This is a genomic window from Blattabacterium cuenoti, from assembly GCF_014251755.1.
Lineage (GTDB): Bacteria > Bacteroidota > Bacteroidia > Flavobacteriales > Blattabacteriaceae > Blattabacterium > Blattabacterium cuenoti_AN.
Map to the genome: position 1 here is coordinate 355103 of NZ_CP059200.1, position 14212 is coordinate 369314.

Below are 14212 nucleotides of genomic sequence, written 5' to 3' on the forward strand. Positions count from 1 at the left end.
AAATTATATAATAAGACATAACATAATATACATCATAATTAAAAATTAAAAGCTTACGGGTAATTAGTACTACTCAGCTATGATATTACTATCTTTACACTTGTAGCCTATCAACGTTGTCATCTTCAACGACCCTTAAAAGAAGCCTAATCTTGTGGAGAGTTTCGCACTTATATGCTTTCAGTGCTTATCTCTTCCGAACATAGCTACTCAGCAATGCACCTGGCGATACAACTGATACACCAGAGGTTCGTCCAATTCGGTCCTCTCGTACTAGAATCAGGTCCACTCAAGCTTCTAACGCTCGCAATAGATAGAGACCGAACTGTCTCACGACGTTCTGAACCCAGCTCGCGTGCCACTTTAATGGGCGAACAGCCCAACCCTTGGGACCTTCTTCAGCCCCAGGATGTGACGAGCCGACATCGAGGTGCCGAACCTCCCCGTCGATGTGAGCTCTTGGGGGAGACTAGCCTGTTATCCCCGGAGTACCTTTTATCCTTTGAGCGATGGCCCTTCCATACGGAACCACCGGATCACTATGCCCTACTTTCGTACCTGATCGACTTGTAGGTCTCACAGTCAAGCACCCTTATGCCATTACACTCTACACACGATTACCAAACGTGTTGAGGGTACCTTTGGAAGCCTCCGTTACCTTTTTGGAGGCGACCACCCCAGTCAAACTACCCACCACGCAATGTCCTCAATTTTTTTAGATTGAGTTAGATTTCAACTAAAAAAAGGGTGGTATTTCAAGGACAACTCCACATTATCTAGCGATAACGCTTCAAAGTTTCCCACCTATCCTACACATTTTCTAATCGAAATCAATACGAAGCTATAGTAAAGGTTCACAGGGTCTTTTCGTCCCATTGCGAGTAATCGGCATCTTCACCGATATTACAATTTCACCGAGCTCACGGCTGAGACAGTTTCCAGATCGTTACACCATTCGTGCAGGTCGGAACTTACCCGACAAGGAATTTCGCTACCTTAGGACCGTTATAGTTACGGCCGCCGTTTACTGGGGCTTCAGTCAAAAGCTTTGCCGAAGCTAACCTTTTTCTTTAACCTTCCAGTACTGGGCAGGTGTCAGACCCTATACATCATTTTTCAATTTGGCAGAGTCCTATGTTTTTGATAAACAGTCGCCTGGATCTTTTCGCTGCGACCTTCTTTAAAAGAAGGCTACCTTTCTCCCGAAGTTACAGGTTCATTTTGCCTAGTTCCTTAGCCGTGAATCACTCGAGCACCTTAGGATTCTCTCCTCAACTACCTGTGTCGGTTTTGGTACGGTTTACTTTTATCTGAAGCTTAGAGGCTTTTCTTGGAAGCCCTTACCTGTACTATCCACTTACTCGAAAGTTCGTGGTACTATCGTAGTTCAGCAAAACATACGGATTTTCCAATATATTTTATACCTAACTACTTTAACGTACACATCCGTCCGTACGCGACAGTTTCATTACTTCGTCCCCCCTATCGCAATAAAAGCAAGTACCGGAATATTAACCGGTTTTCCATCGATTACACCTTTCGATTTCATCTTAGGGACCGACTAACCCTCAGCTGATTAACATGGCTGAGGAATCCTTAGTTTTTCGGTGTGCGGATTTTTCATCCGCATTATCGTTACTTATACCTACATTTTCTTTTGTAAAAGCTCCACTATATCTCACGATATAGCTTCTGTGCTATTACAATGCTCCCCTACCGATTGATTAATAAATTTAACCAATCCCATAGTTTCGGCGATATATTTTATGCCCGATTATTATCCATGCTCAGTCACTCGACTAGTGAGCTGTTACGCACTCTTTAAATGAATAGCTGCTTCCAAGCTAACATCCTAGCTGTCTGTGTAACTAAACTTCGTTTTTTCAACTTAATATATACTTAGGGGCCTTAACTGATGGTCTGGGTTGTTTCCCTCTTGGACATGGACCTTAGCACCCATGCCCTCACTACCGTGAAACATAATAACAGCATTCGGAGTTTGTCAGGAATTAGTAGGTGATGAAACCCCTTCATCCAATCAGTAGCTCTACCTCTGTATTACTTAACACGATGCTGCACCTAAATGCATTTCGGGGAGTACGAGCTATCTCCGAGTTTGATTGGCCTTTCACCCCTATCCACAGGTCATCCGAAGACTTTTCAACGTCAACCGGTTCGGTCCTCCACTATGTGTTACCACAGCTTCAACCTGCCCATAGATAGATCACTCGGTTTCGCGTCTAATTCCTCCGACTATACGCCCTATTCAGACTTGCTTTCGCTACGGCTCCGTAGCTGAACTACTTAACCTTGCCGAAAAAATTAACTCGTAGGTTCATTATGCAAAAGGCACGACGTCACTTTATAAAAAAGCTCCGACAGCTTGTAAGCGTATGGTTTCAGGATCTATTTCACCCTTCTATTCGAAGTACTTTTCACCTTTCCCTCACGGTACTAGTTCACTATCGGTCTCTGAGTAGTATTTAGCCTTACCGGATGGTCCCGGCAAATTCAGACAAGATTTCCCGTGTCCCGTCCTATTCAGGTTACCACTTATAAAATTTTTCTATTTCGCATACAGGATTATCACCTTCTATGATTGATTGTTCCAAATCATTCTGCTATAGAAAAACAATTTTTTTATTGTAGTACCTACAACCCCACTATAGCCTAGACCATAATGGTTTGGGCTATTCCGCTTTCGCTCGCCACTACTAACAGAATCACTATTGTTTTCTCTTCCTCTAGATACTTAGATGTTTCAGTTCTCTAGGTTTGCCTTACATAAAAGTAATATCACATTAAATGTGACAGGTTCCCCCATTCGGAAATCTGCGGATCAATTTGTATGTGCCAATTCCCGCAGCTTATCGCAGCTTATCACGTCCTTCTTCGCCTCTCAGAGCCAAGGCATCCACCATACGCTCTTTATTAGCTTTTTTATTTTTTTATTAATTGTATATTATGTATGTCAAAGAACTTTATTTTTTTAAAAAAAATGGAGAATATCGGGTTCGAACCGATGACCTCCTGCGTGCAAAGCAAGCGCTCTAGCCAACTGAGCTAATTCCCCAAAACTCAAAAAATAGTCTCGCGCGGAATTGAACCGCGGGCCTCTACATTATCAGTGTAGCGCTCTAACCATCTGAGCTACGAGACTGATTATAGATTATATTGTTTATAACCAATCTCTTTACTTTATGTTATATTAGAAAACTTCTAGCCTAATATTTTCTACGATTTTCAATAAGAAATAGACTCTAAAAAAGAGATGTTCCAGCCGCACCTTCCGGTACGGCTACCTTGTTACGACTTAGCCCCAGTTATCGATTTTACCTTAAGCAGCTCCTTTTATGGTCACCGATTTCAGGTATCCCCGACTTCCATGGCTTGACGGGCGGTGTGTACAAGGCCCGGGAACGTATTCACCGCATCATGGCTGATATGCGATTACTAGCGATTCCAACTTCATAGAGTCGAGTTGCAGACTCCAATCCGAACTGAGATCGGCTTTTAGAGATTAGCTTCTGATTACCCAGTAGCAACCCTTTGTACCGACCATTGTAGCACGTGTGTAGCCCAAGATATAAGAGCCGTGATGATTTGACGTCATCCCCACCTTCCTCTCGACTTACGTCGGCAGTCTTGTTAGAGTCCCCGACATTACTCGCTGGCAACTAACAATAAGGGTTGCGCTCGTTGAGGGACTTAACCCAACACCTCACGGCACGAGCTGACGACAACCATGCAGCATCTTGTACTCCGTCCGAAGACTAAACTGTTTCCAGCTTATTCGTAGTACATTTAAACCTTGGTAAGGTTCCTCGCGTATCATCGAATTAAACCACATGCTCCACCGCTTGTGCGGGCCCCCGTCAATTCCTTTGAGTTTCAGCCTTGCGACCGTACTCCCCAGGTGGATCACTTATCACTTTCGCTTAGTCACTGAAAAATAAATCCAACAACTAGTGATCATCGTTTACGGCGTGGACTACCAGGGTATCTAATCCTGTTTGCTCCCCACGCTTTCGTGCCTCAGCGTCAGTATAGACTTAGTAACTTGCTTTCGCGATCGGTGTTCTGTGTGATATCTATGCATTTCACCGCTACACCACACATTCCAGTTACTCCAATCTCACTCAAGTCTATTAGTATCAATAGCCATTTTAACAGTTAAGCTGCAATATTTCACTACTGACTTAATAAACCGCCTACGCACCCTTTAAACCCAATAAATCCGGATAACGCTTGTGTCCTCCGTATTACCGCGGCTGCTGGCACGGAGTTTGCCGACACTTATTCGTATAGTACATTCACAATTCTTATCACGTAAGAATTTTTATTCCTAAACAAAAGCAGTTTACAACCCGTAAGGCATTCTTCCTGCACGCGGCGTGGCTGGTTCAGAGTTTCCTCCATTGACCAATATTCCTCACTGCTGCCTCCCGTAGGAGTCTGGTCCGTATCTCAGTACCAGTGTGGGGGATCACCCTCTCAGGCCCCCTACCGATCATCGCCTTGGTAAGCTTTTATCTTACCAACTAACTAATCGGACATACGCCCATCTTTTGCCGTATTTCTACTTTAATAACAAAATCATGCGATTTTATTATACTATAGAATATTAATCTGAGTTTCCTCAGGCTATTTTCTAGCAAAAGGCAGGTTACGTATGTATTACGCACCCGTACGCCGGTCGCCATCAAAATCTATATAAATATAAATTTCATGCTGCCCCTCGACTTGCATGTGTTAAGCCCGCCGCTAGCGTTCATCCTGAGCCAGGATCAAACTCTCCGTTGTAAAAAAAATTAATACCAAATACGTAAAAACTTATTAAAAAATCCTGAAACATCAGGTCTAGAAGTTTCTTTATGCTGCTATGCTATGCAAAGAACGATAAACTTTATTTTTCTCAAAATGTAAGTATACATTTTTTTTAACAAAAAAAAGTTTTAAACAAAAAACAAATGTATATATATTTTTTCGCTTAGAAAAAAAATAATATAATTTTATATATAAAATGTATAAATTTTCTAATTCATTGACATGAAAACTTCAGATTTTGATTTCGAATCTCCTATAAATCTTCTCGCTAAATTTCCTACACAAGAAAGAGATGAATCCAAATTAATGATTATTCATAGAAAAAATCAAAAAATAGAACATAAACTTTTTAAAAATTTACATGAATATTTTGAAGAAGGAGATATTCTAATTCTTAATAATACCAAAGTTTTTCCAGCAAGATTATTTGGAAATAAAGAAAAAACAGAAGCTAAAATAGAAGTTTTTTTACTTAGAGAATTAGATCCAAAAGATAGAACATGGGATGTGTTAGTTGATCCTGCAAGAAAAGTAAGAGTAGGAAATAAATTAAGTTTTGGATCTGAATTAACGGGAGAAGTCATAGATAATACCACTTCCAGAGGAAGAATTTTACAACTTAATTTTAATGGATCCCATGAAGAACTTATAAATAAAATAAAAGAATTAGGAAAAACTCCTTTACCTAAATATATCAATAGACAACCGGAAAAGAATGATGAAAAACGTTATCAAACTGTATACGCAAAAAAAGAAGGATCTGTAGCTGCACCCACAGCAGGATTACATTTTTCAAAACATTTATTAAAAAAATTAGAAATAAAAGGAATCCACCTAGTAGAAGTCACTTTACACTTAGGACTAGGAAGTTTTTTACCAGTATATGTAGAAGATATATCAAAACATAAAATGGATTCTGAAAAATGTTTTATAAATGAAAATACATGTAAAATAGTAAATTTTGCTATACAAAGAAAAAAAAGAATTTGTGCAGTAGGTACTTCCTCCATGAGAGCTATTGAGAGTTCTGTTTCTTCCAAAAAAAAATTAAATCCATTTTATGGATGGACTAATAAATTTATTTTCCCTCCTTATAATTTTAGTATAGCCAATTCTATGATTACAAATTTTCATATGCCAAAATCTACTTTGCTTATGATGACAACAGCTTTTGCTGGTTTTGATATAATAATGAAAGCGTATCAAATTGCAATAGAAAAAAAATATAGATTTTATTCTTATGGAGATGCCATGTTAATATTATAAAAATCATAAACATATCATAAATGATATTATGAATATTATTTTAGAAAAAATAAAAAATACTATAAAAAAAGAAATAGAAGAATTTGAAAAACAATTTCAAAGTATAATTATTCAAAATAATAATATCCCTATCATAAATGATATAACTCATTATATTATTCATAGAAAGGGAAAATTAATCCGTCCTATATTTGTTTTTTTAATAGCTAAAATGTTAGGAACAATACAAAAAAAAACATATCATACCGCTTGTTTAATTGAACTCATACATACAGCGACGCTTGTACATGATGATGTTATTGATAATAGTTTTTTACGTCGTGGATCTTTTTCCATAAATGCTATATGGAAAAACAAAATAGCTGTTTTAATTGGAGATTACTTACTTTCTAAAAGTCTCTTAATTGCAACAAATAATAATTACTATGATTTACTTAAAATTATATGTAAAACTATAAAAAATATGAGTGAAGGAGAATTATTACAAATTGAAAAATCAAAAAAATTAAATGTTACTGAAAAAATTTATAATCAAATTATTTACCATAAAACAGCAAGTTTAATTGCAACCTCTTGTGAAGCAGGAGCTCGTTCAGTCAATACAAATGAAGAAACAGCTCTAAAAATGAGAAAATTTGGAATTTTTACAGGTATAGCCTTTCAAATCAAAGATGATTTATTTGATTATGAAGAAAAAAATGAAAAATATATGGGAAAACCTGTTGGAATAGATTTAAGAGAAAAAAAAATAACACTTCCACTTATTTATACTATTCAAAAAGCTTCTAAAAAAGATCAAAAATGTATATTACATTACATCAAACATTATGATGAAAAAAAAAGACATAAAATTATCAGTTATGTAAAAAAATATGGAGGATTAGAATATGCCAATCGAAAAATGATTAAGTTTCATGACAATGCATTAAAAATTTTAGAGACTTATCCAGAAGGAATAATTAAAAAAACATTAAAAATAATGGTAAATTTTATTATAGAAAGAAATCAATAAATTCAAAAAATTATATGAAAAAAAATTTGGTGATTGTAGAATCACCAACGAAAGCTCATACAATACAAACATTTCTTGGAAAGAATTATTGTGTAGTATCTAGTTATGGACATATTCTGGATTTACCAGAAAAGGAATTAGGAGTTCAAATTAAAAAAAATTTTAAACCCAATTATGTAATATTGCCTAAAAAAAAAAATTGTTCAAAATCTTAGAAAACTAATAAAAAATTACGAAATTATTTGGTTAGCTTCTGATGAAGATCGTGAAGGAGAAGCTATTGCCTATCAAATTTATAAAATATTTAATATTCCTGATGAAAAATATAGAAGAATAGTTTTTCACGAAATTACAAAAAAAGAAATTTTACATGCTATAAAAAATCCAAGATTAATTGATTATAATTTAGTTTATGCTCAACAAACTAGAAGAATTATCGATCGATTAGTAGGATTTCAATTATCTCCTATTTTATGGAAAAAAATCAATACAGGTCTTTCTGCAGGTAGAGTTCAATCTGTTGCTGTAAGATTAATAGTAGAACAAGAAAAAAAAATTCAAGATTTTACTCCTTATCCAGTTTATCAAATAAATGGAATTTTTACTGATCCTGAACAAAAAATAACTCTCAATGCTAAATTGGAAAAAAAAATAGAAGATAAAAAAGAAATGAAAAACATTTTATCATTATGTATCAATAGTACTTTTACAATAAAAAAAATCACTATAAAACAAGAAAAAAAAAGTCCACCAATTCCATTTACTACTTCTTCTTTACAACAAGAAGCTTGTCATAAGCTAAATTATTCTATATCTAAAACAATGTTACTCGCTCAAAAATTATATGAAAAAGGATTTATTACATATATTCGAACAGATAGTACAAGTTTATCAAAAAATATATTATTAGATATTAAAAATTTTATACTTTCTTCATATGGAAAAAAATATTTATCTGTAAAAAAAAATTTTTATGTAAAAAAAATTTTTTCTCAAGAAGCTCACAGAGCAATTCATCCTACTATTATTAATTTTGAAGAAAATTATTTAAATACTTTAGATGTATTTCAAAAACGTCTTTATAAACTGATATGGGAACGAACAATTATAGGACAAATGACAGATGCTATTATTGAAAAAAAAGATATTTATATTCAATCTTCTCATTTAGAAACATGTTTTTTTATTTGTACAAAAAAAACTATTTTATTTGATGGATTTATGAAAATATTCAATCAAGAAAAAAAACATCATTTTGATACAATTAATAAAGGTTCTTTTCTAGAAAGAAAAGAAATCATCGCTAAGCAAATTTTTCAAAATCATTTACATAGATATAATGAAGCTAGTTTAGTAAAAAAATTAGAACAATTAGGTATTGGGAGACCTTCTACTTATGTACCCACAATTTCCACGATTCAAAAAAGAAATTATGTCAGTATACAGAAAATTTATAGAAAAATAGAAATACGTAAAATTTTCATTTTAAAAGGAAATTTAATTACTGAAAAAAATGATCAAATTACTGAAATAGAAAAAAATAAGTTTTTTCCTACAGAAATAGGAATTTTAACTACTAATTTTTTGAAAAAAAATTTTTTTAAAATAATAAATTACAGTTTTACTGCAAATCTAGAAAAAAATTTCGATGATATAGCCAAAGGTAAACAATCTTGGATCAAGATCCTTGAGTATTTTTATAATGAATTTTACAAAAAAATACAATATGTTAAAAATAATGTAAATAAAATTCATAAAAAACGTTTTATTGGTAAGCATCCAAAATCTAATCAAAAAATTTTTGTAAGAATAGCAAAATACGGATCTGTTGTTCAAATGGGAGAATTTAATAATAAAAATAAACCCAAATTTTATCCTTTATTAAATAAACAAAAAATAGAAGAAATTTCTTTAACAGAAGCTTTGAAGATTATTGAATTACCCAAATTATTAGGCATTTTTGAGGAAAAAGAAATTTTATTAAAGATCAATAAATTTAACATTTATATTAAATATAATAATAAATCAATTCCAATTGATGAAAAAATTTTTTTTAATAATTCATTAAATTTAGAAAAAGCTATTAACATTATAAAAAATAATGATCAAATAAACTAAAAAATTAACTAAATTAAGTATCAAAATACCTTTGATTTAAATAAGTTGTTGGATAAGCTTGATCATGTCCTGTACGTTTGACATGATCTAAATATTTAGGAATATATGATAATGCTTTAACTCTATCAGATAAAGACATTCGATTCCATATATTTTCAGCCATTTTTTTTTTTCCTACTTTATATTTATAATCTGTCCAAAAACGATTAAAAGATAAATCAGAAGGAATTTCTTCTATAGAAAAAGCCGCTCTAGATTTTTTCATTTTAATTATAATAGATTCATTATAAGGTAAAAACTTACCTATCCATACATAATGCGATAAAGAAAGTCTTTCAGGAAAAATAACCTCTCTTAAAAAACCATTTAAATCATATTTAAATATGATATCCCCAGATACTAAACGACTTTTAAATATATATTGTTTTCCTATCATTATTATTGATTTCATCAACATCAATTAATGCATAAATTCAAAATTATTATGAAGAAAATTTCAATTTTAAAAAGTATTTAACATAACCTAGTTTAATTATTTTAAATCGAATAATTGTTATAATTTGATAAAAATTTATAATAATTATTACAAACATTTTTCAAAAAATCCATGACAAAAGTTATGGTTTTTTTGAAAAAAAATAGATTTATTATATCTTTTTTTTACATTAAAAATTTTGATATTTCTAACGTATGTTATATATTGTTCCTACTCCTATAGGAAATTTAGAAGACTTCACTTTCAGAAGTTTACGAATATTAAAAGAGGTAGATTTGATTTTAGTAGAAAATTATAAAGTTTCCAAAAAACTATTGGATTTTTATCATATCAAAAACGATATAAATAAATATAATATTTACAATGAACATAAAATAGTTCCTTCTCTTATAAAAAAAATAAAAAAAGGAAAAAAACTAGCGTTAATATCTAATGCAGGAACTCCAAGTATATCTGATCCAGGTTTTTTACTTATTAGATCTTGTATTAAAGATTCTATCTCTATAGAATGTTTACCTGGATCTACAGCTTTTGTTCCAGCATTAGTTTGTTCAGGTATATCTACTAATGAATTTACTTTTATAGGATTTTTACCCAAAAAAAAAAGAAAAATTAAACTAGAAAACTTGTCTAAAGAAAATAGAACTGTTATATTATATGAATCTCCTCATAGATTATTACAAACATTAAATGATATAAAATATTTTTTTGGATCAAAAAGAAATATTGCTATATGCAAAGAAATATCTAAATATTTCCAAAATATTTCAAGAGGAAACATAGAAAAAATGATTTTATATTATGAAAGTATAAAAAAAATATTAGGAGAATATACTATCATTATTGAAAAATTTTTGAAAAAAAATTAAATATATTTATTTTTCATCAAAAATTCTGCAATTTGAATTGCATTAGTCGCTGCTCCTTTATGGAGATTATCTGCCACTATCCAAAGATTTATAGAATTTTTAAACGAAAAGTCTTTTCGAATTCTACCTACAAAAACTTCATCTTTTTCATGAGCATATAATGGCATTGGATAAATATTTTCTTTTGGATTATCCTGAACTATTATTCCTTTTGTTTTTAATAGAATTGTATAGATACAATCTATATTCGGTTTTTTTTTAAATGTAATATTAACACTTTCTGAGTGCCCTCCTATAACAGGAACACGAACGGAAGTTGCTGTTATTCCTATATCATAATCATTCATTATTTTTTTTGTTTCATTTATCAATTTCATCTCTTCTATTGTATATCTATTTTCTGTAAAATGATCACAATGAGGTAAAACATTTTGATAAATAGGATACGGATATACTTTATAAGAAAAATTTCCTTTTTGTTCTTGATATAACTGATTTAAAGCCTGTTTTCCAGTTCCTGTTACTGATTGGTAAGTTGAAACAATAATTCTACTAATTTCATATTTCACGTGTAAAGGAAATAAAACCATAACTAATTGTATTGTAGAACAATTTGGATTTGCAATTATTTTGTCTTTTTTACACAAACAAGAAGCATTAATTTCAGGAACAATTAACTTTTTTTCTGAATCCATTCTCCATGCAGAAGAGTTATCTATAACAATAGATCCTATATCTGAAAATTTTTGAGACCATTTTTTTGATATATCAGATCCTGCTGAAAATAAAACAATATCAGGTTTTTTCAAAAATAAATCATATATACTGATGACTTTATATATTTTTTTTTTAAAAAAAATTTTTTTACCAATAGATTTATTAGAAGCGGACAAATACAATTTTTTTAATGGAAAATTTCTTTTTTCTAAAAGATCAATCATTATACGACCTACCATCCCTGTTACTCCAATTATTCCTAATTTCATTTTATACGAATTTTTTTACAAAAACATAATTTTCCATGTCATGTATGGAACAAAGTTAGATAAAATAATGAAAAAAGGAAAAATGATTATTTTATCAGGTCCTTCTGGATCTGGAAAAACTACTATTTCACATTGTTTACTTTCAAAATTTCCGGAATTAAAATTTTCTGTTTCATGTACTACACGAACCATTCGGAACAATGAAAAACATGGAAAAGATTATTATTTTTTATCTGTAAATTCTTTTATTTCCAAAATAAAAACACATCAATTCGCAGAATGGGAAGAGGTTTATCCTAAATTATTTTATGGAACGTTGAAAAACGAAATGTTCAAAATTTGGAAATTAAATCAACATATTTTGTTCGATATAGATGTAAAAGGAGGATTAAATTTAAAAAAACAATATCCCAATAATTCCTTATCCATATTTATAATGGTAAATTCTATAAAAATTTTAAAAACAAGATTATTTGCAAGATCTTGTTATGAAAAAATCAATAAAACAAACATAAATATCCGTTTAGATAAGGCTATAAAAGAAAACAGTTATGCAAAATTATTTGATTTTGTTTTATTCAATATTGATTTATATCAAACAAAAAAAAAGGTGATCCAGATTGTTTCCAATTTTATTTATGGAAAATAAAAATCGGGGTGACTGGATTTAAACCAGTAAACACACGCCCCCCCAGACGTATATTATAACTAATTGAGCTACACCCCGATGACTCCTCAGGCTGGATTCGAACCAGCGACACCCTGATTAACAGTCAGGTGCTCTAACCAACTGAGCTACTGAGGATTTATAAATTTTATAGGAATTTTTTCGATCCTTATTTTATGCCTTCCACCTTCAAAATTTGTTTTCAAAAATATTTCTACAATTTCTATAATTTCATTCTGATCTATAAAACGTGATGGAAAACTAATAATATTAGCATTATTATGTTTTCTTGCTAAAATAGCAATTTCTTTTTTCCATACTAAAGCGGCACGAATTTTTTTATATTTATTAGCCGTCATAGCTGCTCCATTTCCACTTCCACATATAATGATTCCAAAATTAGCTTTTCCTTGATTTACAAATTCCGCTGTAGGATGAATAAAGTCAGGATAATCAACTTGTTTTCCATATTCTGAAAAACCAAAATCTTTGATTTTGTGGCCTTGTTCCATTAAAAAATTGTTGATTGCATATTTATAATGTACCCCCGTGTGATCAGATCCTATTGCTATTAACATTACATTTTTTCGCAAAAAAAACAAAATAAATATACATCAAAAATTTGAAAAATTTCATTACTTTTAATATATTATCCATTACAGTAGATATCATTATATCATTAAAAATAGAGTACTTAATAATGTCTTTTTAGATGAAAAAAATAAAAACTGTTTATGATTTCAATTTCGAGAATCAAACAGCTCTGATAAGAGTAGATTTTAACGTTCCCATAAACAAATTTAAAAAAATCATAGATGATACACGTATTCAATATAGTATTCCTACTATTCAAAAAATAATTTCCGAAAAAGGAAAAATTGTTCTTATTTCTCATTTTGGAAGGCCAAAAGGAAAACCTTCTAAAACTTATTCTTTAAAATTTTTAGCTGATCATTTATCCAAACAACTAAAAATAAATGTAATTTTTTTCGAAGATTGTATAGGAGAAGCTGTAATAAACAAAGTTCATGAATTAAAACATGGTGAAATTTTGTTATTGGAAAATCTACGTTTTTATAAAGAAGAAGAGAAAGAAGATATAAATTTTGCTTATGAATTATCAAAATTAGGAGATATCTATGTTAACGATGCTTTTGGAGTAGTTCATCGGTTTCATACTTCCATAACTGTTCTTCCAAGATTTTTTGGAAATAAAAAATGTATTGGTCTCCTTATGAAAAAAGAAATTCAATATTTAGATCAATTTTTATATGGAAAAGGAAAAAAACCCATTACTATTTTATTAGGAGGATCAAAAATATCTTCTAAAATAGAAATTATTGAAAATTTTATTGATTTTGCAGATTTTATTCTAATAGGTGGGGGAATGTCTTATCCTTTTATCAAAATCAAGGGAGGAAAAATAGGAAATTCTACGATTGAAGAGGATAAAACAATTGAAAAAACATTAAAAAAATTTTTTCAGAAATACCAGAATAAAATTAATATTATACATCTTCCAAAAGATGTAGTAATAGCTGATTCATTCAAAAATGAAGCCAATACTAAAATTGTTCCTATTCATTCTATTCCAAATGGATGGATGGGTTTAGATATAGGTCCTATTTCTATAAAAAATTTTTGCAACATTATAGAAAAATCCAAAACCATTTTATGGAATGGACCTGTAGGTGTTTTCGAATTTTCAAATTTTTCTTTAGGAACTAGATCCATAGCAAGATCAATTGCAAATGTAACTGAAAAAGGTGCATTTTCTTTAGTAGGAGGAGGAGATTCTATCGCTTCATTAAAAATGGAAAATTGTGATAAAAAAATAAGTTATTTATCTACTGGAGGAGGATCTATGTTAGATTGTTTAAAAAAAAATAAAACACTTCCCGGAATAAATGCAATAATATAAAAATAAATACCAAGGTTTTTGATTATATTTGTTTTCAAACATAATTAAAA

The 14212-nt window shown here is 30.7% G+C and carries 10 protein-coding genes, 4 tRNA genes and 2 rRNA genes; 7 read left to right on the forward strand and 9 right to left on the reverse strand.

The features are described from left to right. Window positions 1-44: 44 nt before the first annotated feature. The 4 genes from H0H57_RS01670 to H0H57_RS01685 all read right to left on the reverse strand — a co-directional run bounded on the left by H0H57_RS01670 (window position 45) and on the right by H0H57_RS01685 (window position 4803). Window positions 45-2941: ribosomal RNA gene (locus H0H57_RS01670) — 23S ribosomal RNA — on the reverse strand. Window positions 2942-2999: 58 nt separating this feature from the next. Next, window positions 3000-3073 (reverse strand) — tRNA-Ala (locus H0H57_RS01675). A 13-nt stretch (window positions 3074-3086) separates the two neighbouring features. Continuing rightward, window positions 3087-3160, reverse strand: a tRNA-Ile gene (locus H0H57_RS01680). Window positions 3161-3264: 104 nt separating this feature from the next. Continuing rightward, window positions 3265-4803: ribosomal RNA gene (locus tag H0H57_RS01685) — 16S ribosomal RNA — on the reverse strand. Together the 16S and 23S rRNA genes with 2 tRNA genes alongside form the textbook arrangement of a ribosomal RNA operon. A gap of 246 nt (window positions 4804-5049) precedes the next feature. Here H0H57_RS01685 and queA point away from each other — a divergent pair. Genes queA through H0H57_RS03175 form a run of 4 tightly spaced genes read left to right on the forward strand, consistent with a single transcriptional unit; the run spans window position 5050 to window position 9223 of the window. Further along, window positions 5050-6093 (forward strand): tRNA preQ1(34) S-adenosylmethionine ribosyltransferase-isomerase QueA, encoded by a 1044-nt coding sequence (queA, locus tag H0H57_RS01690; RefSeq protein WP_185863583.1) that lies wholly within the window; start codon window positions 5050-5052, stop codon window positions 6091-6093. Window positions 6094-6121: 28 nt separating this feature from the next. After that, a complete protein-coding gene (locus H0H57_RS01695; protein WP_185863584.1) occupies window positions 6122-7105 on the forward strand; it encodes a polyprenyl synthetase family protein in 984 nt (327 codons plus the stop codon). 14 nt (window positions 7106-7119) lie between these two features. Then, a complete protein-coding gene (locus H0H57_RS03170; protein ID WP_394798848.1) occupies window positions 7120-7320 on the forward strand; it encodes a toprim domain-containing protein in 201 nt (66 codons plus the stop codon). 25 nt (window positions 7321-7345) lie between these two features. Beyond that, window positions 7346-9223: a DNA topoisomerase gene (locus H0H57_RS03175; RefSeq protein WP_394798857.1), complete on the forward strand. Its 1878-nt coding sequence runs from the start codon at window positions 7346-7348 to the stop codon at window positions 9221-9223. Between the two features lie 13 nt (window positions 9224-9236). On the opposite strand, the gene H0H57_RS01705 is transcribed toward H0H57_RS03175, so the two are convergent. Beyond that, window positions 9237-9674, reverse strand: a complete 438-nt coding sequence (locus tag H0H57_RS01705; protein WP_238784300.1) for a hypothetical protein — start codon at window positions 9672-9674, stop codon at window positions 9237-9239. Between the two features lie 239 nt (window positions 9675-9913). Here H0H57_RS01705 and rsmI point away from each other — a divergent pair, with 239 nt between their 5' ends. Continuing rightward, entirely contained in the window at window positions 9914-10588 is a 675-nt protein-coding gene (rsmI, locus tag H0H57_RS01710) for a 16S rRNA (cytidine(1402)-2'-O)-methyltransferase (protein ID WP_185863585.1), read from the forward strand. Here the strand turns inward: rsmI and H0H57_RS01715 are convergent. Then, on the reverse strand, window positions 10585-11574 hold the full coding sequence (locus H0H57_RS01715) for an aspartate-semialdehyde dehydrogenase (RefSeq protein ID WP_185863586.1): 990 nt from the start codon (window positions 11572-11574) through the stop codon (window positions 10585-10587). The genes rsmI and H0H57_RS01715 overlap by 4 nt on opposite strands. Window positions 11575-11641: 67 nt before the next feature. Here H0H57_RS01715 and gmk point away from each other — a divergent pair, with 67 nt between their 5' ends. Next, on the forward strand, window positions 11642-12223 hold the full coding sequence (gene gmk, locus H0H57_RS01720; RefSeq protein ID WP_185864089.1) for a guanylate kinase: 582 nt from the start codon (window positions 11642-11644) through the stop codon (window positions 12221-12223). 3 nt (window positions 12224-12226) lie between these two features. Here the strand turns inward: gmk and H0H57_RS01725 are convergent. From H0H57_RS01725 to H0H57_RS01735, 3 genes are all read right to left on the reverse strand, one after another. Then, window positions 12227-12301 (reverse strand) — tRNA-OTHER (locus H0H57_RS01725). 4 nt (window positions 12302-12305) lie between these two features. Next, window positions 12306-12379, reverse strand: a tRNA-Asn gene (locus H0H57_RS01730). Next, window positions 12370-12819, reverse strand: coding sequence for an RpiB/LacA/LacB family sugar-phosphate isomerase (locus tag H0H57_RS01735; protein ID WP_185863587.1), 450 nt, complete (start codon window positions 12817-12819; stop codon window positions 12370-12372). Before H0H57_RS01735 ends, H0H57_RS01730 begins: the two co-directional genes overlap by 10 nt. Before the next feature lie 134 nt (window positions 12820-12953). Between H0H57_RS01735 and H0H57_RS01740 the strand changes: the two genes are divergently transcribed. Further along, window positions 12954-14162 carry a phosphoglycerate kinase gene (locus H0H57_RS01740; RefSeq protein WP_185863588.1) on the forward strand — a complete coding sequence of 403 codons (1209 nt, stop codon included), beginning with the start codon at window positions 12954-12956 and terminating at the stop codon, window positions 14160-14162. Window positions 14163-14212: the final 50 nt, after the last annotated feature.

Bases quoted from the DNA above. Each gene is read 5' to 3' on its own strand.
- queA (WP_185863583.1), top strand. From the start codon at position 5,050: ATGAAAACTTCAGATTTTGATTTCGAATCTCCTATAAATCTTCTCGCT.
- H0H57_RS01740 (WP_185863588.1), top strand. From the start codon at position 12,954: ATGAAAAAAATAAAAACTGTTTATGATTTCAATTTCGAGAATCAAACA.
- H0H57_RS01695 (WP_185863584.1), top strand. From the start codon at position 6,122: ATGAATATTATTTTAGAAAAAATAAAAAATACTATAAAAAAAGAAATA.
- gmk (WP_185864089.1), top strand. From the start codon at position 11,642: ATGAAAAAAGGAAAAATGATTATTTTATCAGGTCCTTCTGGATCTGGA.
- H0H57_RS01705 (WP_238784300.1), bottom strand. From the start codon at position 9,674: ATGAAATCAATAATAATGATAGGAAAACAATATATATTTAAAAGTCGT.
- H0H57_RS01715 (WP_185863586.1), bottom strand. From the start codon at position 11,574: ATGAAATTAGGAATAATTGGAGTAACAGGGATGGTAGGTCGTATAATG.
- rsmI (WP_185863585.1), top strand. From the start codon at position 9,914: ATGTTATATATTGTTCCTACTCCTATAGGAAATTTAGAAGACTTCACT.
- H0H57_RS01735 (WP_185863587.1), bottom strand. From the start codon at position 12,819: ATGTTAATAGCAATAGGATCTGATCACACGGGGGTACATTATAAATAT.
- H0H57_RS03170 (WP_394798848.1), top strand. From the start codon at position 7,120: ATGAAAAAAAATTTGGTGATTGTAGAATCACCAACGAAAGCTCATACA.